The sequence below is a fragment of the Sulfitobacter sp. TCYB15 genome, assembly GCF_040435955.1.
GTDB lineage: Bacteria > Pseudomonadota > Alphaproteobacteria > Rhodobacterales > Rhodobacteraceae > Sulfitobacter > Sulfitobacter pontiacus.
Genome location: NZ_CP159195.1, coordinates 107,285 through 131,000, shown reverse-complemented (window position 1 = coordinate 131,000; position 23,716 = coordinate 107,285). Strand labels below are relative to the sequence as shown.

The window sequence follows — 23,716 nt, the reverse complement described above, 5'->3', positions numbered from 1 at the left end:
TTGTTAGGTACCCCTTAGGATACGACTTCAGGTTGTTGGTCAAGATCACTCATAGACGCCACATATCTGGTATTCACGAGGCATTCCCCACTTTCAGGCGCAACAACCCGTGACCGGACTACGAAAGCTATGTATCGCGTGGGCATATTGAGTGCGGAGTATTAAGCCCCAAGGACGTCACACCGTCTTGTCGTCAAATGTTTCCGACACATCCATCAAGCGCTGAGGCTCATATAAGCGCGGGTCACGGCCTTGGCATCGAACTTTTCGGGGAAGTCGATCCTGAAGCGCTCCGGATTGTCTGAGGCTTCCGTCATTCGGGCTGAAAGCGCTTCGATGTTATCGGGTGGTGACACGAGATTTTGTATGGGCAGTATTTCAGCCGGCCCCGAGGGGCAATCCGTGCTTATGACGGGGACACCAAGGGCAATCGCTTCGAGGATTGTCATGTTCAGCCCTTCATATTCCGACGATACAACCATGAATCTTGCCGCTTTGATCAACGGGAACGGGTTTTTCTGGAAGCCCACAAAATGCACGCGGTCTGCGATGCCCAAAGACTGCGCCAATGCTTTGGTTTCTCCCAGCAAGGGTCCGGACCCGACGAGCAGCAGGTCATACGGGGTCTTTGCCCGCGCATATGCATGTAGCAGACGGTCGTGGCGCTTTGCTTTTTTGAACTTGCCTACGTTGACGATATAGTCCTTCCGGGGCGGCACCGGTTCACCGGCCTGCCGTTGGATCAAAGCCGGTTCGACCGGGTTATAGATTGTGCGCGTCTCGATCGATTGCCCAAACAGCGCCTGCATGTCCTCTTCGACGCCTTTGCTGACGCAGATACATTTTTTTCCGCTGTAGACGCGGCGCAGTTTTTCCAGCTCCGCGTTTTGCTGACCCCCTAGGGCATATTCATGTGACGCAGTGCTGTGCATGACAAAGTGAACATTCGGCAGTTGGCTGTGCGAGAGGATGAGATCAACTGGGAACAGATTAGAGAGAACGAGGTCAGGCACACCTATATGTTTTTTGACAAATCTGTCGAAAGCCATGGCCGCGACTTTGCCCCGAATTTTGCGCGGCAATGAACGCCAAAGCCGATATGGAAACCTGTGAATTGGCACCTCAGGGTCGAGATCGTGATCGATGTCGTCTTTAAAAACAACGATATGTGCTTGGTGGCCCATGGCATTCATAGTGCGGGCCAAGGTCTGAACAACGCGCTCTGCACCACCGCCCTGTAGGCTGAAAACAGCGAGAACTATCGTTTTCATATATTCTTCTCCAATACGCGCTTTGGGCGTTGCATAGACCAAACGGTAGATAATGCGCACAGGTGTTGCGAAGTCCAGAACGGTTTTTGCAAGGATGCCGTGCTAGGGTGCCTATCTGTTCGGGACGTGTCCGGTGGCTGTAGCGGGGCGAGCCTTGGTGCCGCGGAACTGACGCCAGATGCTTTACCCATCCCTTGCCCCCTTCATGTCGCAACGCAAAAACCAGTTGTTAGTTACAAATGCAACCTTTAGGCAAGCGCTAGTGGAACGCGAGGAGCCGAGTATGACTGTCGAAAAACATCCGACCCGTATGACCCAAGCCCCGTCTCTTCCCGGGGCCAACGCCGGATACATGCCGGGCTTCGGGAATGATTTCGAGACAGAAGCGCTGCCGGATGCCTTGCCGCAAGGGATGAACAGCCCGCAAAAATGCAACTACGGGCTTTATGGTGAGCAGCTTAGCGGGACCGCCTTTACGGCACCAAGCCATCAGAACGAACGTACCTGGTGCTACCGCATTCGCCCGTCGGTCAAACACTCGCACCGGTATCACAAGATCGATCTGCCGCTTTGGAAATCCGCGCCCAACATCGTCGCGGATGTCACGAGCCTTGGGCAATATCGCTGGGATCCGCTGCCGCACACAGACACGCCGCTGACATGGCTGACGGGGATGCGCACGATGACGACGGCGGGCGATGTCCATACGCAGGTCGGCATGGCGACCCATGTGTATCTTGTGAATGCCTCCATGGTTGATGCGTATTTCTATTCTGCCGACAGCGAGATGCTGATCGTCCCGCAGGAAGGTCGCCTTCGGTTTTCGACTGAACTGGGGATCATTGATCTCGCGCCGCAGGAAATCGCGATCATCCCGCGGGGGCTGGTCTACCGTGTCGAAGTGCTTGAAAGGCCGTGCCGCGGGTTCGTCTGCGAAAACTACGGCCAAAAGTTCGAGCTGCCAAATCGTGGGCCGATCGGGGCCAACTGCATGGCCAACCCGCGCGATTTCAAAGCACCCGTTGCCGCGTTTGAAGACCGCGAAGTCCCCTCTACCGTGACGGTGAAATGGTGCGGGGCGTTCCATGAAACCAAGATCGGGCAGTCACCGCTTGATGTGGTGGCATGGCACGGGAACTACGCGCCGGTGAAATATGATCTGCGCACCTATTGCCCCGTGGGGGCGGTGCTGTTCGACCATCCTGACCCGTCGATCTTTACCGTTCTCACCGCGCCCTCCGGTGTCGAAGGGACGGCGAATATCGACTTTGTCTTGTTCCGGGAACGCTGGATGGTGGCGGAAGATACGTTCCGCCCGCCGTGGTATCACAAGAATATCATGTCCGAATTGATGGGTAATATCTACGGCCAGTATGACGCCAAGCCCAAAGGCTTTATTCCCGGCGGGATCAGCTTGCACAATATGATGCTGCCGCACGGGCCTGATCGCAATGCCTTCGAGGGGGCCTCCAACGCAGAGCTGGCGGCCCAAAAGCTCGACAATACGATGTCGTTCATGTTCGAGACCCGCTTCCCGCAGCAACTCACGAAATTCGCCGGACAGGAGGCCCCCTTGCAGGATGATTACATCGATTGCTGGGCGGACATCGAAAAGAAGTTCGACGGGACACCGGGCAAGAAATGAAGCGCACTCCGGCCGGTGAAAGCACAACGTTGACCCGGCGCGATGCCGCAGGGCGTGACGGGTATCAGATGAGGTTGGGCAGGTGCCAAAGCATCGTTCGATCCGCAACAAATTCCCCAAAGTAAAAGGACCAGAACCATGGCAAAAGCATTCGCATCCCAAGGGGATATGACAGAGAAGAAAGTCACCTTCGACGAAGTCGGCGAGGGCCTGTGGGCCTTCACCGCGGAAGGCGACCCGAATTCGGGCGTGATCATCGGCGATGACAGCGTCATGATTGTAGAGGCACAGGCGACGCCGCGTCTGGCCAATAAGGTCATCGAGAAGGTGCGCGAAGTCACCGACAAGCCGATCAGCCATGTGGTGCTGACCCATTATCACGCGGTGCGCGTGTTGGGGGCCTCTGCCTATGGGGCACAGCAGATCATCATGTCCGACGTTGCCCGCGCGATGGTCGAGGAACGCGGACAGGAAGATTGGGACAGCGAATTCCAACGCTTTCCCCGATTGTTCGAGGGGCATGAATCAATCCCCGGGCTGACTTACCCGACCACCACATTCAGCGACAGCATGACCGTCTATCTGGGCAAACGTCGCGTTGATATCAAACATATCGGCCGCGCCCATACGGCGGGTGATGCGGTGATCCATGTGCCGGATCAGAACGTCATGTTCACGGGCGATATCGTTGAGGATCATTCGGCCTGCTATTGCGGCGACGGATACTTCGGCGACTGGGGGCAAACGCTTGATAACATCAAGGCTTATGACGTGGATGCGATCGCACCGGGACGGGGGGGCGCCTTGATCGGCAAGGACGCCGTTGAACGGGCGATTGAAAGCACGCGTGATTTCGTCGAAAGCACCTTCAAGCCAGCGCAGCGGGTCGCCATGAAAGGCGGCACGTTGAAAGAGGCATGGGATGCGGTGCGCGCGGAATGCGACCCGAAGTTCAAGGATTACGCGATCTACGAGCACTGCCTGCCGTTCAACGTCAGCCGCGCCTTCGACGAGGCCCGCGGCATCTGGCATCCGCGTATCTGGACAGACAAGCGCGATCTGGAAATGTGGGCGCAGTTGCAGGGCTAAGGCTAGGTCTGGGAGGGCAAACCATGGTCGATATGCGCTATGATCTCGCGTTCAAACTATACCCCTACCAAAAGGGTGCGGATCAGGATCTTGCCCCCCGGCGTCACCCTGTGGTGATCGTCGGGGGCGGGCCCGTCGGGATGGCGCTGGCGCTTGATCTTGGGCGCAAGGGCACACCTGTTGTGGTATTGGATGATCATGAAGGTGTCGGACAGGGCAGTCGCGCCATCTGTTTTGCCAAACGCACGCTCGAGATCTGCGACCGCCTTGGCGCGGGCAAAGCGATGATCGACAAGGGCGTTCAGTGGAACGTCGGCAAAGTGTTTCATGGCGATGAGCGGGTGTTCGAATTCAATCTGCAACCCGAAGACGGCCATAAGGCTCCGGCGTTTATCAACTTGCAACAGCCCTATTTCGAGAAATACCTCGTGGATGAAATCCGTGTGGCGCAATCTGACGGCGCGCCCATTGAAATCCGCGGGCGCAACGGGGTCACGGGGGTGACACCGCGGGGCGATCACGTGGTGCTGGATATCACCACACCTGACGGCCCCTACCAGCTTGAGGCCGACTGGCTGGTCGCTTGCGATGGCGCACGGTCTCCCACGCGCGAGATGCTGGGCCTGAGCTTTGAGGGCCGCGTGTTCGAGGATAATTTCCTGATCGCCGATGTGAAGATGAAAGCCGATTTCCCGACCGAACGCTGGTTCTGGTTCGAGCCGCCCTTCAAAGACAGCGGCGCGTCGGCGCTTCTCCACAAGCAGCCCGACGATATCTGGCGGATCGATTTCCAATTGGGGTGGGACATTGACCGCGCCAAGGAACTGAAGCCCGAGAATATCCGCGCCCGCGTGGATGCCATGTTGGGCGAGGGGGCGGAATACGAGCTCGAATGGACCTCGATCTACACGTTCCAATGTCGGCGTATGGAAAAGTTTCGACACGGCAGGGTGCTCTTTGCGGGCGACAGCGCGCATCAGGTCTCTCCCTTCGGGGCGCGGGGGGCCAACTCTGGCGTGCAGGACGCGGACAATCTGGCGTGGAAACTTGATCTGGTGATCAAGGGCTTGGCTCCCGACCGCCTGCTCGACAGCTATTCGCAAGAGCGGGTCCACGGCGCTGACGAGAATATCCTGAATTCCACCCGCGCAACGGATTTCCTTACCCCCAAAACAGAGATGAGCAAGATTTTCCGCAATGCGGTGTTGAGCCTCGCACACCGTCACCCCTTTGCACGGCCCTTGGTGAATTCCGGTCGTTTGTCCGTGCCATGTGTCTATGACGGGCTGTCACTGAACGGCCCCGATGCACTGAATGGCCCCGCGACAAACCGTGTCGGCGCCACCTGCAGCGACGCGCCCTTGAGGGACGGGTTCTTGCTGGACGTGGTGGGCGGCGTGTTCACCGTTCTGGCGATCAATACCGACCCGCCCGCGCTGGCCGAGGTTGGCGGGGTCACGGTAAACACCGTCACGCTGAACACGCAAACCGACGATCCCAGCGGTGCTATTGCGGCACGCTACCTCGGCGACACGCCCTGCGGCATCTACCTGATCCGCCCGGACCAGCATGTCGCCGCACGCTGGACCCGCGCAAGCGCCGCAGACATCCGGTCAGCCGTAGGCATCGCAACAGGAAAGGGGCAGTAACGATGGGGCTCAACCTTCAACCGAACATCAAGGATCCGGACGGGTTCTATGATGAATTGCTTTGCGCACATGAAGGGCGAAGCAAGGACGAAAGCGACGCATTCAACGCCCGCCTGATCCTCATCCTCGCGAACCATATCGGTGACAGAGATATCCTGCGCGCAGCATTGGCCGCCGCCAAATAGGGGCGTCCGGCGTCTGAAGCCGCATCGAGACTTGGGATGCTATCGCTGACGTTCGTTGTAGCCGGCAAGAGCGGAGACAGTTCTCGTCTAATGGGACGCGTTCCCTGTCGCGCCCTTGTGCGGAAACTGTAACTGATAATCATAATTATGTAATATTATGTTCAACCCAGCGGCCAGCCCGACCCATATCCCAGCTCATATATGCGGTGCCAGTAACGCTTGGATGTCGCTGTCGGGTGGCGCGTTTCAGCGGTTTCGGATTGGCGAAGTCGTGTCGGGGCGGGTGCGGCTTCCCACCTCAACACGTATGGGGCTTAGGAGGTCAGTCGCGATGACGAAGGCACGGTGAAGCGCCCTGCCACGAAGAACAGCACCGTTGCCAGCCCAGCAGGGATCGCAAGCCCAAGGGACATGGGGAGCGCCGTAGCTGTCCCGCCAATCGCGACAGAGGTAGAGACGGCAAAGGCAAGGGCAAACTGGATCGCCCCCAGCAACGCCGATCCCATGCCGGCACCTTTCTCTGTCAGCGACATCGCGATGGACATCGCATTCGCGGAAAGCAGCCCGACGCAACCAATCGATATCCACAGCGGAATGACGAATACCAGAAGCGAGCTTGTCTGCGACAGCAGCGCCAGCACCAAAGTAGCGGCGAAAAACAGCGGCAAGACGGCGGTGAGGATCTGTTCGGGGCTATAGTGGTTCAACAGCATGCCATTGATTCGGCCGAAGATGATAAGTGCGGTCGCAATAGCCGCGAACATGAGCCCAAAGCCGATTGAACTCAGCCCGAAGATCCCTTGGAAGACCCCAGAGGAGCCCGTGATAAACGCGAACATGCCGCTTTGAATAAGCCCCGCGACCAGCGCCATGATGAGAAATCCGCGCTCGGACAGGAGCCGCTTGGCGGTTTTTGCACCCGTGCGGAAGGGCCGAGGCTGGCGGCCTTCGGTGGGCAATGTCTCGGGCAAGGTGATCACGGACAAGGCCAGCGCGACAAGGCTGATAAGGGCCATTGTCGCAAAGATGGAACGCCAGCCAAACGCTTCAAGCAACAGGCTGCCCAACGTGGGCGAGGCGATGGGGCCAAGCGTCAGCAACATGACAAGCACCGTCATGACTTTGGCCGCCGTTCGTCCTTCGTACAGGTCCTTGACCATGGCGCGCCCCACGACCATGCCCGCGCTCGCCCCGATGGCCTGAATGAAACGAAGCGCGTTGAACCACGCGATGTCACTGAGCATCGGCAGAACAAGAGAGGTCACGGTGAAAAGGACGGTGCCGATCAAAAGCGGCCCCTTGCGCCCGTAGGTATCGGTCAACGGGCCGATCAGGATTTGCCCGAAACAGAGCCCCAGGAAAAAGAGAGAAAGCGAGAGCTCGGCCGCCGTATGGGTGGCGTCCATCGACGTCGCGAGATCCCCGAGGGCAGCCAGATACATGTCGGTTGCCAAGGGCGGAAAAAGGGAGAGCAGGCCGAGGGTCGCGGTCACAGCGAACGCGCGGCTTGAGGACAAGGAAATTTGAGACATCTTCGCTCCAACGAGATAATAGACTACGGTCTACTTGCATTTAGTAGATCGCAGTCTAACAATCAACGTCATACCACGCTGCATCGATGAACAGGAGCTGTGCATGTCGGTAAAGAAGTCGGGCGGACGTCCCGCGAATGAGGAAGCCAGCGCCGCTTTGAGAGCCGCCGCACTGCGGCTTGTGCGGGAAACGGGGTACGAAAAAGTCTCTATTGCGGCGATTATTGCCGAGGCGGGCGTTGCACGCCAAACGCTCTACAACCGCTGGAACACAAAGGCGGACCTCATCCTCGAAGCGATTTTCGAGGCGACGAATTCTTATGCCGCTGAACCGCCTTTGGATAGCGCGCAAGACTATAGGGCGCAGCTTGAAGACTTCCTGATCAAGGTTTTCGAACACCTGAAGCTGGACGGCGCAACGATCCGGTCGCTGATTGCATCGTCACAGCAAGACGCGAAGTTTCACGCGTCGTTCCATGCCAAATTCGTTCTGCCGCGCGAGCAGATGATGACGCTGATGCTGCGTCGGGCGCAGGACCACGGGGCGCTTTCACCCGCGCGCAACGTCGAGGTATTGTCGACCATGATCCACGGTGCATTCTGGTATCGCTTGCTAAACCGCGGCGTATTGGATGCGACTTTCGCGAAAGAGCTCGTGGCAGAGACCTTTGCCTGAACCGGCCTTGTGATTGCGGGCGCTGCCCCTACACCGACAAATACTGATCCCGAATTTCCGGCTGCGATTGCAGCGCGGCGAGCGTGCCGACGAATTTCTGTGTGCCGTGTTCGATGATCACCACGCCATCGGCGACCGCTTGCGCGAAATGCAGGTTCTGTTCGGACAGCAGCACCGTCAGCCCCTCTGCCTTGAGTTGCAGGATCACGCGGGCCATCTGTTCGACGATCACCGGCGCGATACCTTCGGAGGGTTCGTCCAGCAGGATGAATGCGGGGTTGCCCATCAGGGTGCGGGCGATGGTCAGCATCTGCTGCTCGCCCCCCGACAGCGCCTTGCCGCGGTTGTGACGGCGTTCGGCGAGGTTGGGGAAGAGGTCGAAAACCATGTCCTCGGTCCAGGTGGTGCAGCCGTCGCGGGGGGGCTGGCGGCCGACCTCCAGGTTTTCCATCACGGTAAGCTGGGTGAAAATCCGGCGTTCCTCGGGGACATAGCCCAGACCGTTGCGCGCGACCTTGTGGCTGGGCCAGCCGGTGATGTCTTGGCCCTGATAGATGATCTTGCCCTGCCGTGGCCGGACCAGCTGCATGATAGACTTCATCGTCGTGGTCTTGCCCGCACCATTGCGCCCCAGCAGGGCGACGACAGTGCCGCGATCCACGGTAAAGTTCAGGTCATTCAGCACCTGCGCCTTGCCGTAGAATGAATTGACGCCGTTCACCTCAAGCATGGGCACCCTCCTGCGCTTTGAACAGCGTGCCGCCGCCCAGATAGACCTCTTGCACCTGCGGGTTGTTGCGGATCTCGTCGACGGTGCCGTCGGCGATCAGTTGGCCACGGTTCAGCACCATGATGCGGTGCGAATGGGCAAAGACCACGTCCATGTCATGTTCGGTAAACAACACGCTGATGCCCCGCTGCTCCAAAATATCGGCGGTCAGCTGCATCAGCGCGATCCGTTCACGCGGGGCCATGCCAGCGGTGGGTTCATCCATCAGCAGCAGGATCGGGTCGTTGGCCAGCGCCACGGCGAGCTCCAGCCGTTTGAGGTCGCCATAGGCCAGCACCGCGCAGTGACGTTCGGACTGGTCGACCATGCCCACGGTATCAAGCAGCGCCAGCGCCTCTTCGCGGTAGAGTTTATGGGCGAAGGTGGTCAGGGAATAGAGCCGCTTGTGATGCGACATCAGCGCCATCTGCACGTTTTCGACCACGGTCATCGAGGCATAGGTGGCGGTGATCTGGAACGTCCGCCCCACCCCCATGCGCCAGATCTTGCGCGGTTGCATGCCCGCGATGTTCTTGCCCATCAGCTGCACGGTGCCCGACGACGGCTTGAGCTGTCCCATCAGCATATTGAAACAGGTGCTTTTGCCCGCGCCATTGGGGCCGATCAGCGCCAGCAGCTCTCCCTTGGCAAGATCAAAGCTCACGTCATCCACCGCCTTGATCGCACCAAAATTGCGGGACAGGTTGCGCACAGACAGGATCGGGCTCATTTCGCGTCCTCCGGTGTTTTCAGCAGGCCAATGCGTTCGCCCGCCTTGCGCAGCGATCCGACAATGCCTTCGGGGCCAAGGATCACGACAAAGATGATCAGCAGGCCCAAGGCGAGCCGCCAATATTCAAAGCGGGTCAGGTAGTCTTTGACGCCCTCAAAGAAGGCTCCGCCGACCCAGCCGCCCGACAGGGTCTTCACCCCGCCTAGAAACACCACGATCAGCGCGTCGAAACTGCGGGCGGTTTCAAGCTCGTTGGGGAAGATGCTGCCCTTGGAGAAGACGAACAACCCGCCCGCGAGCCCCGCCATGATGCCCGCAAAGGTAAAGGCGACCCATTGGATGCGTTTGGTGTTGATCCCCATCGCCTCGGCTTGTCGCGCACTGTCGCGGGCCGCGCGCATGGCATAGCCAAAGGGCGCATGTGCAGCTTGGCGCAGCAGCAGGATGCCCCCGATGCAGAAGACAAAAGCGAGGTAGTAATAGACATCATTGTCCGACGCCCAATCGGACGGCCAGATGTTGACCAGCCCGTCGTCGCCGCCGGTGACGTCGCCCCACTGGAACGCGAGGCTCCAGAGCAGTTGCCCGAAGGCCAGCGTCAGCATGGCGAAGTAGACACCGGTGGACCGCAGGCAGACCCAGCCGATCACCACGGCGGCCAGCCCCGCGCAGATCGGCGCCAGCACCAGCGCCAGCTCCATCGGGGTGTCGGCATAGGTCACAAACAGCGCCGCGGCATAGGCCCCCCCGCCAAAGAAGGCCGCATGGCCAAAGCTGACCAGCCCGCCCTGCCCCAGCATGAAATGCAGCGAGGCGGCGAAGAGACAGAAGATCATGATGTCGGTCACCAGCACCACGGCGAAATTCCCACCGTAGAACGGCAGCAGCGCAAGGATGAACAGCCCCGCCATCACCAGCAAGCGCATGCGATTGCCCGCGGGCTTGATCGGGCGCTCCGGCTCTCCGGTCTGGCCGTGCTCGCCCGCGATCTCCTCTTTCCCGAGCAGGCCGAAGGGGCGGAACATCAGGACGATCACCATGACGACAAACATCAGAACAAGCGTCGACTGCGGCGCATAGGTCACGCCAAACACATTCAGGACCGAGATGATCACAGCCGCCAGATAGGCCCCCGGCAGCGATCCCATGCCCCCGATGACCACGACCACAAAGACCGCACCGATAATGCTGAAATCCATCAACAGATCGGCACCACCCTTGGGCAGTTGCAACGCGCCGCCAAGCCCTGCAAGCGCACAGCCCAGAAAGAAGACGCCCGTGAACAGCCACGCCTGATTGACCCCAAGGGCACCGACCATCTCGCGGTCCTGGGTGGCGGCGCGCACCAAGGTGCCGACACGGGTTTTCGTGATCAGATACCACAGGGCGATGGCCACGAAGGGCGTGATGATGATCAGCGCGATGTCATATTGCGGCACGGGTTCCCCCATGATGCGGATCACCCCTTTCAGCCCCGGCGCGCGCGGGCCCAGCAGATCTTGCGGGCCCCAGATCATCAGCGCCAGATCCTGAATGACAAGGATCACGCCAAAGGTCGCGACCAGTTGGAACAGTTCAGGCGCGCTATAGACAGGGCGCAGCACGCAGATCTCGACGATCACCCCGATCAGCCCGACAATCAGCCCCGCCAGCAGGATCGCACCCCAGAAGCCGACCATGCCCGGCAGCACCTGCATCAGCGAATAGCCGACATAAGCCCCCAGCATATAGAACGACCCATGGGCAAAATTCACCACCCGCGTGACGCCAAAGATCAGCGACAGCCCAGAGGCAACCATGAAGAGCGCACCCGCATTGGCAAGCCCAGTCAGAATCTGTGCGATGAAAAGGCCCATGGGCACCTCTTGATGTTGGGGATGGGGTCAGATGCAGCCAAGGGGGCCTCCCCCCTTGGCTGCGGGTCCGGATTATTCTGCCGGACGCAGTTTCGACACCTCTTCGTCAGACGGCAGGTAGTCGGCACCGTCCAGATAGGTCCAGTCGGTCATGACGCCCGCACCGTCCTTGAGCATGGTCTTCCCGACAAAGGCCCCCATGGTGGCCTGATTGTCGATCTCGCGGAAAGTGATGTCGCCCACGGGCGTCGCCACATCCAGCCCTTCGAAGGCCATACGGATCGCGTCACCCTCGGTCGATCCCGCCTTGCTGATCGCGGCGGCGATGCTTTGCGCGGTCATATACCCGACGAGAGACCCGAGCTTTGGCGTTTCGTCGAATTTCGCCTGATAGGCATCAACGAAAGGCTTGTTCGCGCCGTCTTCATCCGAGAAGTCATACCAGGGATAGCCGGTCACGACCCAGCCTTCGGGGGCTTCGTCGGCCAGTGGTTCAAGGTATTCCGGTTCGCCCGAAAGCAGGCCGTAGACCGTGCGCCCGTCGAACAGACCACGGGTGGTGCCTTCGCGGACGAACTTGGCAAGGTCGGGGCCGAAGGTCACGTTATAGATCGCGTCCGGCTTGGACCGCTCCAGCGCCTGAACCTCGGCGCCGGCGTCGATTTTGAACAGGGCGGGCCATTGCTCTCCGACGAATTCGACCTCGGGCTTCAGTTCGGTCAGCACTTCCTTAAAGGCGGCCACCGCGTCTTTGCCGTAGGCGTAGTTCGGTGCGATGGTCGCGTATTTCACGGCATCGGTCTTGGCGGCCTGTTCGGCCAGCATTGCGGCCTGCATATAGGTCGAGGTCCGCAGGCGAAAGGTCCAGGGGTTGCCCTGGCTCCAGGTCAGGGCATCGGCCAGCGGTTCGGCGGCGAGGTACACCCAGCCCTTTTCCGCCGCGACCGAGGAGATCGCCAGACCGACGTTCGACAGGATCGAACCGGTGATCATCACGGTGCCTTCGCTGGTCATCAGCTCTTCGGCGATTTTGATCGCTTCACCAGGGTCGCCCTGATCGTCGCGGAAGATGAATTCGAGCGGGCGATCCAGCACACCGCCATCGGCGTTGATTTCCTCAAGCGCCAGTTCGATGCCCTGTTTATACGGCTCGGCAAAGGCGGCGAGACGTTTGTAGTGGTTGATCTCTCCGACTTTGATCGAGTCGCCTGACTGCGCCGATGCGGCAAAGCCGGTGACGCCAAGGGCAAAGGCCCCTATGACGCTGTTCAGGAATGTCTTTCTGTTCATGTGATGGTCCTCTCGTGTTGGGGTGTGCCGTCTGCTGCGGCTTTGCTTTTTATGGATCAATCATGCTGGACAAAGACCGGTGCGACGGGGTCGCCCAGATCGACCGTCGCCTCTGCCTCGATCCGGTCGCGGATGCGTTTGCGGTAGACGTTGGGCGCTTTGTCGATAGCGATGCGGATGGGTTTGCGTTTTTGGGGGCGCTGTTCTTCTTGGTGGACGGCTTCCAAAATCGCCTTGTCCTCGGCAAATGCAACGCGGAACATCGCGTCCATTTGGTCCGACGCGGCGTCATCGCCAAGGGCGGTGTTGCGCAGGTGCATCCAGTGGTCGATCGTATAGTCCTCTGTCACGGGTGTGACGAAATGGAGCGCAAAGATACGCACGCCTTTGTTGCGCTGATCTTCGGGAAGTTCAAGCTTTGCATCAGACGACCCAAAGTCAATCACGGCGGTCGAGGGTATGTGCAGATAGTAATAATGCCAGCGGTCCACATTGCCGCTAAAGCCGCCGAATGCCTTGAAAAAGCCGATGGGTTCCGCGTCTCTGATCCAGCGCCATGCCACGATCACCTCGTCTGCGGTTTTGACATGCACGGGTACGTTTTCGGAGGCCGCATTGCCCAATGTCGTCGGATGGACAAAGCTCACATGCGCCGGATCCACAAGGTTTTCGGCAACGTTGAGGTAATGTGCGCGGATATGCAGCTTGTCCCCGTGGTGGACGTGCCACCCCTCCTGACCCAGCTCGGGCAAGTCAAAGGCCAGCGCGGGGTCGGCCTTGTCGGCGTCGCCCATCCAGATGAACACAATGCCGTGGCGTTCCAGCACCGGATAGCTGTCAACATAGGCGGATTTGGGCAGGTTCGATTGCCCCGGCACCCGCACGCAGGCCCCGTCCGCGCCAAAGGTCATACCGTGATAGCCGCATTGAATGGTGTCGCCGATGCGCTTGCCCTTGGACAGCGGCAGCAGCCGGTGCGGGCAGCGATCTTCGAGCACGGCGATCTGGCCATCGCTGGTGCGGTAGGCTACTAGGTTCTGCGCAAGCAATGTCAGCGGCACCAGCTCATCGCCAAAGTCGGTAGACCAACCCGCAACGTACCAAGCGTTTCTGACAAAGGACATCGGTTCACTCCTTGCTCTGCACAGCTTCATGAAGGACCAAAAAATTGTTAGCTGTCAAACAATTTCTTGCACCCCATCTGATATAGACCCCAGATGGAAACCGTGGGATGATAGTGCCTAATCTATACGCATTGACCCAAGAGCACTGGATAAGAACCTTGGTTGAAACCACACAAGACCTGACCCTGACCGCAGACTATGCGTTGGAACGACAGATCGGGTTCAAGCTGCGCCTCGCGAACCAGCGCCACCTTGAGATCTTTAACCGGAGGATGCCGGATATCACGCCGACACAATTCGCCGTACTGGCCAAGCTGCGCGACGAGGCGCGGATCAGCCAGAACCACCTGGGGCGTCTGGTCGGGATGGACGCGGCGACCACCAAAGGCGTGATCGACCGGTTGCGCAAAAAGGGGCTGGTCCATTCGACCCCGTCAAAGACCGACATGCGGCGGCTGGAGATTTCGCTGACCGACGAAGGCATCGCGGTGACCGCCAAGGCAATCGCCACCGCGCAGGAAATCTCGGCCGAGACCGTCGGCAACCTCACCCCGCGCGAAGTGGACCGGCTACTGGCCCTGCTCGAGAAACTATAGGCTCTAACGCAGGCCGTCCTTGCCTTCGGCCTCGGCATGGGTCAGCCCGCCGACACGGGGCAAGGGGCGCCCGGAATCTGTGACAGCCACGGCCACCAGTATCTCGCCCGCACGCGGCGCGTCGTTCAACCGCACCTCGATCCCGTCGAAATGGCTGCGCACATAGGCGGCGTCCTTGTGCCCCAAAGGCACGTCAAGCACCTGCCCAGGCCCGCCCATCTTTTTGGAAGACGGCACCAGTGCGGCCCCCTTTTCAACCGCGACCCGCAGCGGTGCGCCTAGCTTCGGGTGCAGGATCGCGGCGGCGTGTTCCAGCTCTCCCCCCTCGCCCACCATCGCGGCCTTGCCATAGCTTTCGGCCTGCGCGGGGGTGATCCCAAGGGCCGCAACACATTTATCGCCCAGCAATCCCCCCAGCTCTGCGCCGATGTCCATCAGCGGGGTCAGGTCTTCCGTATAAGAGCCTGCAAAGGGGTTTTTGATCACGGCCACAGCAACGGCCTTGCGCGTGGGGGGCGATATCTGCTGCCCGATCTCGCGGTGAGTCTCTTCGACCCAAGTGGCGATTTTGCGGATTTCGGCGCTCATCTCAGGCCATCCTTTCCTTCGATTTCCTTTGCATCCAACCCGCCCGCGCGGTTGTGGATACGTGCCCCTGTGGTCATCACAAGGATCACCGCCATTTCATCGGCGCGGGGGCTGTCGTTCAGGCCGACCTCGATTGAATCGAAATGGCTGCGGACATATGAGGCATCGACATGGGTCACAGGCACATCCAGCCGCACCCCCGCCGCGCCGACCTTTTTCGTCGACGGCACAATCGCCTTCGATCCGCCCAATACATCGCGCATCGCATAGCCGCCGGGGGCGTGCCAGAGCGCACCGTGCTCCAGCTCTCCACCCGTGCCGACGATGCTGCCTTTGCCGTAGCCTTCGATCTGTGCCGCCTCGACCCCGAGCGCCGCCAGCAGCTTTTGCGCCATCGCGACCCCCAGCGGTTTGAGGTCTTCCATAAAGGGCTGGATGTCCTCGATATAAGAGCCTGCATAGGGGTTTTGGATCACAGCCATGACCGACCCGCGTTTCAGCGGCGTATTGGCGCGGGGGCCGCCTTCGTGGAAAATCTCTTCGACACTGGTGACGATTTTGCGGGTCATAACCTCAGGCATATTCGGGGGCTTTCACTAGGGATTTCAGGGTTTCGGGCAAGCCGATGACAGTATGTTTGTCGCGCAGAAAAAGCGCCGCGCCAGAGATGAGGCCACGGTCGCGCAAACCCTGCGCCGCTGTCGCGCCTGCATTGAGGGCGTGGTTAACATCGACAGGGGAGAGCGGCCCGACATGGGTGACCACCGGGGCCGCACCAAGGTCACTGTCGTCGTGCAACTGGTTGGCGGGGCTGCGCCGGATCGCGGGATGGGCGGGCAGTTCGACGGCATTTCCCAACCTTGTCGCCGCGGCATCGGCCATCGCGGCGGATCTGGCCAGCACGGTGACACTGTCGGCAATGCCCAAAGACTGGCTGCGCCCGCCCTGCCCGCTGGTGGCGATGCCGCGAATGGGATCACTGCTGCGGATCGTGACGGTGCCAAGCGACTGCCCGTCCAGCCCCGCGATGCCCACGTCAAAACGCGCGCCTTCGGTCAGATGCAGCGCGATATCGCCACCGTTGTTCACATAGGCGCGGGTCAGATCGGCGGCATCCACCATGGCCGACAATACCTCTGCCGCGACGGCACCGGCCACGCAGATCATCGGCGTGGTCAGCCCGTCGGCATGGGGCAAGGCGGCGCGGTACATGGCGCGGGCGATCTTGCCTTTCGGTTTGGTGCCCACAGGGCGGCGCAGCAGGGGTAGCTCTGCCGTCAGTTCGGACAGGATCGTGCCAAAGCGATCGAAACCCGCGCGAAACGCCAGATCTCGCGCGCCATCCGCCCCGATGACCAGATCAATCGGGCCGTGGGACAGATGCAGCCTGCCACCGGGGAGAAGAGCCGCCTGTGCCGTCATGTCTTGTCCTTCGACCAGCCGTAGTTTTCCCGCGCATTAGGGTCGGGTTGCAGCAGTTGCTGCGCCACCCGTCGCACATCATCGGTGACCACATCACGCACGGGCTGGATATGCTCCATATGCCCGCCAAGCGTGCCGTAATCCTCGCGCCGCAGGGTGAATTCGATCGGTGCCACCAGCGCGGGCGTGGGCACATAACCGAAAGAGTTCGTGGGCATATCCATGACATCCACCATGACGGTAATCCCGCCTCCCGGCCAGACATAGGCCTCGGCCCCGCCGCAGGACACATGGGTCAGCGATTCCTTGACCGACCGCGTCAGCCGCACGGGGTTCTCTGTCACGCCGGCGCGCAGACTGCCGCCCGCCCCCCCCATGAACAGCACCGAACACAGCGAGGGTTCGCAATTCTCGGCGATGCGGTCCGCGACGACCAGCAGCTCGGGCGTGATCTTGGCGGGTTGCGGGATCAGATCGTCATCCAGCGTGAAATAGGCCCATTGCTCTCCGGTGGTAGAGATCATCAGCAGCCGCAGCCCCGGCCAGGCACGTTTCGGGTCGACGTCACGCAGGATGGTCAGCGGGTCTTCGACATCGGTGCCGCCCCATCCGGTGCCGGGGTCCGCCACCTGAAAATACCGTCCCGGCGTTGACCGCCGCCCGTTCACGCGGATGCCAGAGGGGGTCATATCCAGCCCTTTGCCCGCCTCGTGTTCTGTCAGCACGCCGGTGATGTGATCATCGACAACGACGACCTCGTCCACATGCCCGTGCCATTGTTTGGCGAACATCCCGATCGTCGCTGACCCACAGCCCACGCGCATCAGCTTTTCCGGAACGCCGTTGATGATCGGCGCTTTGCCCGCCTCGACCACCATGGTGACGCCGCCGTCGATGGTGACCTCGACCGGTTCACGGTTACATAGGCGCAGCAGCGCGTCACAGGTCACGCGGCCTTCTTTCTTGGAGCCGCCGGTCAGATGCTCGACCCCGCCCAAAGACAGCATCTTGGACCCGTATTCAGAGGTCATCACATGGCCGATCGCCTCTCCGTCCACACGTACCACGGCGCGCTCGTCGCCGATGTGGCGGTCGGTGTCGATCTTCACCTTGACCCCGCAGTACGAAAAAATGCCCTCGGTCACGACGGTGATCATATCCACGCCCTCGACCTCTTGGCTGACGATGAAGGGCGCGGGTTTGTAGTCGGGATAGGTGGTCCCCGCCCCCACGGCGGTGACGAAATCGCGCCCGCCTTGAATGACGTCGCCGTCCCAATCTTGCGCGTTATCACCCTGATCCAAAAAAGCGACGGCCTTGGCCCCCGACTGGATCACGGTCAGCGGGTCCAGCCGCACCAGTTCGCCCGCGTGGTTGGCATAGCGGTCGCAGGCACCGGATTTGCCGTCGGCGATGAAACACATCACCGGGCAGGCATCGCAGCGGATTTTCACGGGCTTGGGGTCGCGCAGGTCGTCAGGCATGTCCGGCCTCCTTCAGGGCGGCGCGCAGGCGCGTCGGCGTGGCCGGTGTCTGCGTCACGCGCGCACCGGTGGCATGGTAGATCGCGTTGAGGATCGCGGGGGCGGTGGGGATCAGCACATGTTCGCCCAGACCTTTCGCGCCGTAGGGCCCATGGGCATCGGTGACCTCCAGGATCAGCGTCTCGATCGGGGGAACGTCGCCGATGGTCGGCACCAGATAGTCATGCAGGTTCTCGGTGCGCCCGGGGATATATTCCTCCATCAGCGCCATACCAAGCCCTTGGGCGATGCCACCCTGTACCTGCCCCTCGACCAACAAGGGGTTGATCGCACGACCCACGTCATGGGCGGCGACAAAGCGCAGCGGGCGGCAAAGGCCAAGGGCGATATCCACCTCGACCACCACCAGATGCGCGGCATAGCCAAACTGCGCATAGGGCACGCCCTGCCCGTTTTCATCCAGCGGTTTGACTGGCGGATCATAGCTTTCTTGCGCCTGCAGCACATAGCCCTGCGCATCGACCGGCAGCCGCGTCAGATCAAGGCGCTGCGTGCGCCCGCCGTCGGTCACCGTGAGCTGCCCGTCTTGGCAGCCGATCTGCGCGGCGGGGCCCGCATTGACCTGCCGCAGGATCTGCGCCCGCAGTGCCTCTCCGGTCCTCAGTGCGGCGTTGCCCGACACAAAGGTCTGCCGCGAGGCAGAGGTTTTGCCCGCGTCCGGCGTGATGTCGGTGTCACCCCCTAGGATCTTGATCGCCTCGACCGATAGCCCAAGCGCTTGGGCAAAGATTTGCGGGATTACCGTATTGGCCCCCTGCCCGATGTCCATCGCACCTTGGTGCAGCACCACCGTGCCATCCGCCCGCACGCCCGCCAGAATGGTCGAAGGGTTCGGCAGCGAGGTATTGCCGCAACCGTACCACGCCCCCGCGATCCCGACGCCGCGTTTCACCGTGCCATTCCTTGCATTGAACCGGGCGCATTCGGCTTTCGCTTCCTTCCACGCGGGGCGCAGCGCCTCTAGGCAGGGGGCGATGCCGACGCCCTGATCGAACACCTGCCCGCAGACCGTGGGCACCCCGTCCGCCAGCGCGTTCTTCAAACGGAACTCCAGCGGATCAAGCCCCAGCTTTTCGGCCAGCAGGTCAAAGGCGGTTTCCTGTGCGATGGCCGATTGCGGCACGCCGAAACCGCGAAAGGCGCCGGCGGGGGGGCAATGGGTATGCACGGCACGGCTACGTGCGCGATAATCAGGGATGTGGTAGGGGCCAGAGGCATGCACCGGCACGCGATTGGCGACCGTCGGACCCCAGCTTGCATAGGCACCGGTGTTGAAATCCCCGTCGAACCGCAGCCCCGACAGCGTCCCATCCGCCTTGGCCCCGACCTTGATCGTGATCTGCGCGGGGTGGCGTTTGGTGGTCGATTGCATCGTCTCGGCGCGCGCATAGGTCATGCGCACGGGCCGCGCCGTCTTGAGCGCGGCAAGCGCGATGAAGGGCTGCAACGACAGGTCGATCTTTGACCCGAAGCCGCCCCCGACCGCCGTCGGCACAATGCGGATGTCGGCCATGGGACGGTCAAGGATCGCGGCCAGTGCTTCGCGGTCCATACCCGGTGCCTGGGTGCAGGCATGCACATGGATGCGCCCGTCGATCACTTGGGCAAAGCCTGCCTCTGGCTCGATATAGCCATGTTCGACAAAACTGGTGGTATACTGCGCCTCGACCGTGACGTCGGCGGCGTCCAGTGCGGCCTCCATATCGCCGCATTGCACGAAGCCGCCGCACATGATGTTGCCTTTGCGGTCCTCGAACAGCTGTGGCGCGTCGGGGGCGGTCGCGGCATCGGTATCGGCAAGCGCAGTTTGTGGCGACCAACGGACAGGGAAACTTTCCAGATCAAGGGCGATCATCGCCTCCGCCTCGCCTACAACGCAAGCCACCGCCTCCCCCCGGAACCGGATGTGGTTCACGGCGAAAACCGGCTGATCGATGAAGCCGGGGATCACGCCAAAGGCGTTGAGGCCGGGCACGTCATCTGCGGTCAGGATGCAATGGATACCGGGCTGCGCGCTGCGCCATGCCTCAAGATCGCCGAAGGTAAATCCGGCCGAGGCATGGGGCGCGCGGATGACCCGCGCGACCAAAGCACCGGCTGGGGCAACGTCATCGCCAAACGCCTCTGACCCGTCGACCTTGGCCTGCCCGTCCAGCCGCCGCGCAGGTTGACCAAGCGCGGTAGAGGCGACAGTCAGCCCGTCGGCAGCATGGGCCCCGACCACCGCGTCGATGATCTTGCGATAGCCGGTACAGCGACACAGCACGCCGCCAAGGGCATCCTGCACCTGCGCCGCGCTCGGCTGCGGCACCTCGCGCAACAACGCCACGGCAGAGACCATCATCCCCGGTGTGCAAATCCCGCATTGCGCGGCCTGATGGTGCTGGAAGCTTTGCATCAACGCCTGCGCGTCGTGGTCGGTTTTCACCAGCCCTGCCAGCGTCTCCACCTGCCGCCCCACCGCCTGCTGCACGGGCATCAGGCAGGCGCAGACCGGCGCGCCGTCGACCAGCACAGTGCAGGCCCCGCAATCGCCCGCGTTGCAGCCGATCTTTACATCCTTGCGGTCCAGCCGCTCGCGCAGCGCGTAAGACAAGCGTTCACCGGGCAGCGGTTCAACCTGCGCAATGCTGCCGTTCAGGGTGAAAGAGGTCACTTCTGTCGTGGTCGGTTTATCCATCACAGGGCCCCTTTCAAGGCGCGCATCACAGCGCGGCGGACCAAAGTGACGCTGGCGGCAAGGCGGTAGTCGGCGCTGGCGCGCGCATCTGTGATGGGGCTCAGCGTTTGCACCAGATCAGCAGTTATGCGGTTTTCTACATTGCCAAGGGCGCTACCGCGAAGCTGATCCTCAAGCGCGGTCAGACGCTGCGCGACGGGGGATGCGGCGCCGATGGCGATGCGGATATCGGTGAGCCTGCCGCTCTCGATCTTTGCCAGCACCGCGACCATGCAGATCGAGATCACCAGATACTTCCGCGCACCGAGTTTGACAAAGCTGCTGTGACTATCAGCCGGGGGCGCGGGGATGTGGATAGCGGTGACAAGCTCGTTCTGGGCGCGGTCGGTCTGGCGCACGCCTTGCAGGAACTGCGACAAGGGCAGCACCCGCGACCCGTTTGCGCTGCAAAGCTCTACCTCGGCATTCAGGGTCAGCAGCGGCGGCACCCCGTCGGCGGCAGGAGAAGCGTTGCACAGATTCCCCGCGATGGTGCCCGCGTTCTGGATCTGGATCGACCCGACTTCGCGGGCCGCCAGCTTGAGCCCGTCGAAAGCGGCGGGCAAATCAGCGCGGATGATGTCTGTCCATGTGGTGGCCGCCCCGATACGCCAGCCTTGGTCTGTTTGGCTGATGCCGCGCAGCTCTGGCAAGCGGGTGATATCCAGCAGGTCGCCCGTCACCGGACGGTCGCCGCGTGCGGGCAACCAATCGGTCCCCCCCGCGATGATCGACACCGGCCCCGCGGCCAATGTGGTTAGCGCTTGATCCAATGTCGTCGCGGTCAGGTAGCTCATCCGGTCACCTTTTGCTGCGGGCGTAAAACTTGTTGGTATACGAATAGAAGTGCGTCGGGTGCCTTCGTGTCAAATCAATTCGCATGTCGTCAGCCGACAAAGGCTTTTTCGACCACAAAACTGGCAGGGCGGTTATTTGCCCCCTCCACCAGCCCGAAGGATTCGAGCGCGGCCTTGGTGTCGTTCAACATGGCCATCGACCCGCAGATCATCGCACGGTCGCGATCAGGAGAGATCGGCGGTACGTCCAAATCGCGGAACATCTTGCCCGACGCCATCAGGTCGGTTTGCCGCCCTTCGCGTGGCCACGGCGCGCGGGTCAGCGTGTCGTATAGGGTCAGCCTTTGCGCCAATTCCCCCACCAGCGGATCGGCCTTGAGGCTGGCGACCAGATCACGGCCATAGGTCAGCTCTTTGGCAGTGCGACAGGTGTGGCACAGGATCAGATCGTCAAACTTCTCATACGTCTCGGGGTCACGGATGACCGACGCGAAAGGCGCGATACCGGTCCCCGTGGCGAACATCCACAGCCGTTTTCCGGGCAGCAAGGCGTCATTCACCAACGTCCCCGTCGGCTTGCGGCGCATCAGCACGGTATCACCGACCTTAAGCTTTTGCAGGTGCTGCGTCAGCGGCCCGTCCGACACCTTGATAGAATAGAACTCGACCCCCTCGTCCCACGACGGCGACGCGATGGAATAGGCACGAAACACCGGCTTTTCGGCATTGGGTAGCCCGATCATCACGAACTCTCCCGACCGGAAGCGGAAGGACGGGTCGCGGGTGATGCGGAAGCGGAACAGGCTGTCGGTATAATGCTGCACCTGCGTCACCGTTTCGGCAAAGACACCGGCGGGGGTCGGGAAGCTGGGGCGAGAGAGAGAGGCGGCGTCCATGGAGAGTCCTTATCGGCTGCGGATGTATTATTGTTTGTATGCGAATGATTATCTGTCAAGTGTTTCATCTTGATCGGTCGTATTTTTCTGTTAGCGTTCAAATGAAACTGATGCTGCTTGAAAGGCGTGCCCCATGTCAGACACCTCTGCAAAACTCGTGATCCGGAACATCGGGATGATCCTAACCGGAAAGATGGAAGACCCCATTGCCGACGGGGATTGCCTGATCGCGATGGACGGTAAGATCACGGAATGGGGCTATGCCAAGGATATGGATTGCGACGGGGCCACGACAGAAGTCGACGCCTATGGCGCGACGCTGGCACCGGGGTTGATCGACAGCCATGTGCACCCGGTGGTGGGCGACTATACCCCGCGCCAGCAGCAGTTGGGGTGGATCGATTCAACGCTGCACGGCGGGGTGACCACACTGATCTCTGCCGGCGAAGTGCATATGCCGGGCCGCCCGAAGGATATCGTCGGTCTCAAGGCGATGGCGATCGCGTCGCAGCGTTGGTACGAAAACTTCCGCCCCTCGGGCGTCAAGGTTCACGCGGGCGCGCCGGTGATCGAACAGGGCATGGTCGAAGAAGACTTTGCCGAGATGGCCAAGGCCGGCGTGACCCTGCTGGGCGAGGTCGGATTGGGCACGGTCAAGGACGGCAAGACCGCCGCGCAGATGGTCGGATGGGCACGCAAATACGGCATGCAAAGCACGATCCACACCGGCGGCCCGTCGATCCCCGGATCAGGGTTGATCGATGCGGATATGGTGCTTGAGACAGGAACGGATGTGGTCGGGCATATCAACGGCGGGCACTCTGCCCTGCCCGACGATCAGATCATCTGCCTGTGCGAGGGCTGCAAGGCTGCGCTTGAGATCGTGCACAACGGGAACGAACGCGCCGCCTTGCTGACGCTGAACACAGCGCGCGAGTTGGGCAAGCTTGATCAGTTGATCCTTGGCACCGACGGTCCGGCGGGATCTGGCGTGCAGCCTTTGGGGATCATGCGCATGGTTGCGATGCTGTCGTCGCTTGGCGATGTACCTGCCGAGGTCGCCTTTTGCTTTGCCAACGGCAACACCGCACGGCAACGCAAGCTGGACACCGGATTGATCGAGGTCGGCAAATGCGCGGATTTCGTCCTGATGGATCAGGCACAGCATGCGCCCGGCAAAAATATGCTTGAATCTGTGCAACTGGGTAATCTGCCCGGTGTTGGCATGACGGTGATTGATGGCGTTGTACGCAGCCTGCGCAGCCGGAATACGCCCCCTGCCACGCGGCTCCCCGAGCTGATTTGCGGCACCGTCGGCGCCTGAACGCCGACATA

21 protein-coding genes are annotated in these 23,716 nt (G+C 61.1%); 7 read left to right on the top strand and 14 right to left on the bottom strand.

The window, feature by feature from the left end:
- Positions 1–215 precede the first annotated feature (215 nt).
- Entirely contained in the window at positions 216–1,271 is a 1,056-nt protein-coding gene (locus ABM428_RS16470; protein WP_132997991.1) for a glycosyltransferase, read from the bottom strand.
- A gap of 283 nt (positions 1,272–1,554) precedes the next feature.
- Here ABM428_RS16470 and hmgA point away from each other — a divergent pair, with 283 nt between their 5' ends.
- The 4 genes from hmgA to ABM428_RS16450 all read left to right on the top strand — a co-directional run bounded on the left by hmgA (position 1,555) and on the right by ABM428_RS16450 (position 5,839).
- Positions 1,555–2,916 (top strand): homogentisate 1,2-dioxygenase, encoded by a 1,362-nt coding sequence (gene hmgA / locus ABM428_RS16465; protein ID WP_353628570.1) that lies wholly within the window; start codon positions 1,555–1,557, stop codon positions 2,914–2,916.
- 138 nt (positions 2,917–3,054) lie between these two features.
- Positions 3,055–4,005 (top strand): MBL fold metallo-hydrolase, encoded by a 951-nt coding sequence (locus ABM428_RS16460; protein WP_005848911.1) that lies wholly within the window; start codon positions 3,055–3,057, stop codon positions 4,003–4,005.
- A gap of 23 nt (positions 4,006–4,028) precedes the next feature.
- Complete coding sequence (locus tag ABM428_RS16455; protein WP_353628569.1) at positions 4,029–5,654, top strand: FAD-dependent oxidoreductase; 1,626 nt, start codon at positions 4,029–4,031, stop codon at positions 5,652–5,654.
- 2 nt (positions 5,655–5,656) lie between these two features.
- A complete protein-coding gene (locus ABM428_RS16450; protein WP_243252046.1) occupies positions 5,657–5,839 on the top strand; it encodes a DUF2783 domain-containing protein in 183 nt (60 codons plus the stop codon).
- 314 nt (positions 5,840–6,153) lie between these two features.
- Here the strand turns inward: ABM428_RS16450 and ABM428_RS16445 are convergent, their stop codons facing one another.
- Positions 6,154–7,371, bottom strand: a complete 1,218-nt coding sequence (locus ABM428_RS16445) for a multidrug effflux MFS transporter (RefSeq protein WP_353628568.1) — start codon at positions 7,369–7,371, stop codon at positions 6,154–6,156.
- Positions 7,372–7,474: 103 nt separating this feature from the next.
- Here ABM428_RS16445 and ABM428_RS16440 point away from each other — a divergent pair, with 103 nt between their 5' ends.
- The gene (locus ABM428_RS16440) at positions 7,475–8,047 is read left to right on the top strand and encodes a TetR/AcrR family transcriptional regulator (protein ID WP_353628567.1); all 573 of its coding nucleotides are present in this window, start codon (positions 7,475–7,477) and stop codon (positions 8,045–8,047) included.
- Positions 8,048–8,075: 28 nt separating this feature from the next.
- Here the strand turns inward: ABM428_RS16440 and ABM428_RS16435 are convergent, their stop codons facing one another.
- From ABM428_RS16435 to ABM428_RS16415, 5 genes are all read right to left on the bottom strand, one after another.
- The gene (locus ABM428_RS16435; RefSeq protein ID WP_180829387.1) at positions 8,076–8,777 is read right to left on the bottom strand and encodes an ABC transporter ATP-binding protein; all 702 of its coding nucleotides are present in this window, start codon (positions 8,775–8,777) and stop codon (positions 8,076–8,078) included.
- Positions 8,770–9,546 (bottom strand): ABC transporter ATP-binding protein, encoded by a 777-nt coding sequence (locus ABM428_RS16430; protein WP_353628566.1) that lies wholly within the window; start codon positions 9,544–9,546, stop codon positions 8,770–8,772. Before ABM428_RS16430 ends, ABM428_RS16435 begins: the two co-directional genes overlap by 8 nt.
- Positions 9,543–11,405 (bottom strand): ABC transporter permease, encoded by a 1,863-nt coding sequence (locus ABM428_RS16425; protein ID WP_005848902.1) that lies wholly within the window; start codon positions 11,403–11,405, stop codon positions 9,543–9,545. The genes ABM428_RS16430 and ABM428_RS16425 overlap by 4 nt, the downstream gene beginning before the upstream one ends.
- A gap of 72 nt (positions 11,406–11,477) precedes the next feature.
- Complete coding sequence (locus ABM428_RS16420) at positions 11,478–12,695, bottom strand: ABC transporter substrate-binding protein (protein WP_278425704.1); 1,218 nt, start codon at positions 12,693–12,695, stop codon at positions 11,478–11,480.
- Between the two features lie 56 nt (positions 12,696–12,751).
- A complete protein-coding gene (locus ABM428_RS16415) occupies positions 12,752–13,819 on the bottom strand; it encodes an aromatic ring-hydroxylating dioxygenase subunit alpha (RefSeq protein ID WP_353628565.1) in 1,068 nt (355 codons plus the stop codon).
- 158 nt (positions 13,820–13,977) lie between these two features.
- Between ABM428_RS16415 and ABM428_RS16410 the strand changes: the two genes are divergently transcribed.
- Positions 13,978–14,415 (top strand): MarR family transcriptional regulator, encoded by a 438-nt coding sequence (locus tag ABM428_RS16410; protein ID WP_184583781.1) that lies wholly within the window; start codon positions 13,978–13,980, stop codon positions 14,413–14,415.
- A 3-nt stretch (positions 14,416–14,418) separates the two neighbouring features.
- Here ABM428_RS16410 and ABM428_RS16405 read toward each other — a convergent pair whose 3' ends face one another.
- The 7 genes from ABM428_RS16405 to ABM428_RS16375 form a co-directional block, all read right to left on the bottom strand.
- Positions 14,419–15,003 (bottom strand): amino acid synthesis family protein, encoded by a 585-nt coding sequence (locus tag ABM428_RS16405; protein ID WP_037941922.1) that lies wholly within the window; start codon positions 15,001–15,003, stop codon positions 14,419–14,421.
- Complete coding sequence (locus tag ABM428_RS16400; protein ID WP_037941918.1) at positions 15,000–15,584, bottom strand: amino acid synthesis family protein; 585 nt, start codon at positions 15,582–15,584, stop codon at positions 15,000–15,002. The genes ABM428_RS16405 and ABM428_RS16400 overlap by 4 nt, the downstream gene beginning before the upstream one ends.
- A complete protein-coding gene (locus ABM428_RS16395) occupies positions 15,577–16,425 on the bottom strand; it encodes a UPF0280 family protein (RefSeq protein WP_132997983.1) in 849 nt (282 codons plus the stop codon). Before ABM428_RS16395 ends, ABM428_RS16400 begins: the two co-directional genes overlap by 8 nt.
- A complete protein-coding gene (locus tag ABM428_RS16390) occupies positions 16,422–17,909 on the bottom strand; it encodes a 6-hydroxynicotinate reductase (protein ID WP_132997982.1) in 1,488 nt (495 codons plus the stop codon). The genes ABM428_RS16395 and ABM428_RS16390 overlap by 4 nt, the downstream gene beginning before the upstream one ends.
- Positions 17,902–20,649, bottom strand: coding sequence for a molybdopterin cofactor-binding domain-containing protein (locus ABM428_RS16385; RefSeq protein ID WP_353628564.1), 2,748 nt, complete (start codon positions 20,647–20,649; stop codon positions 17,902–17,904). The genes ABM428_RS16390 and ABM428_RS16385 overlap by 8 nt, the downstream gene beginning before the upstream one ends.
- Positions 20,649–21,485 carry a xanthine dehydrogenase family protein subunit M gene (locus ABM428_RS16380; protein ID WP_132997980.1) on the bottom strand — a complete coding sequence of 279 codons (837 nt, stop codon included), beginning with the start codon at positions 21,483–21,485 and terminating at the stop codon, positions 20,649–20,651. The genes ABM428_RS16385 and ABM428_RS16380 overlap by 1 nt, the downstream gene beginning before the upstream one ends.
- An 89-nt stretch (positions 21,486–21,574) precedes the next feature.
- A complete protein-coding gene (locus ABM428_RS16375) occupies positions 21,575–22,381 on the bottom strand; it encodes a ferredoxin--NADP reductase (protein WP_132997979.1) in 807 nt (268 codons plus the stop codon).
- Positions 22,382–22,514: 133 nt separating this feature from the next.
- On the opposite strand from ABM428_RS16375, the gene ABM428_RS16370 reads away from it, so the two are divergent.
- Positions 22,515–23,705: an amidohydrolase family protein gene (locus ABM428_RS16370; protein ID WP_132997978.1), complete on the top strand. Its 1,191-nt coding sequence runs from the start codon at positions 22,515–22,517 to the stop codon at positions 23,703–23,705.
- Positions 23,706–23,716: the final 11 nt, after the last annotated feature.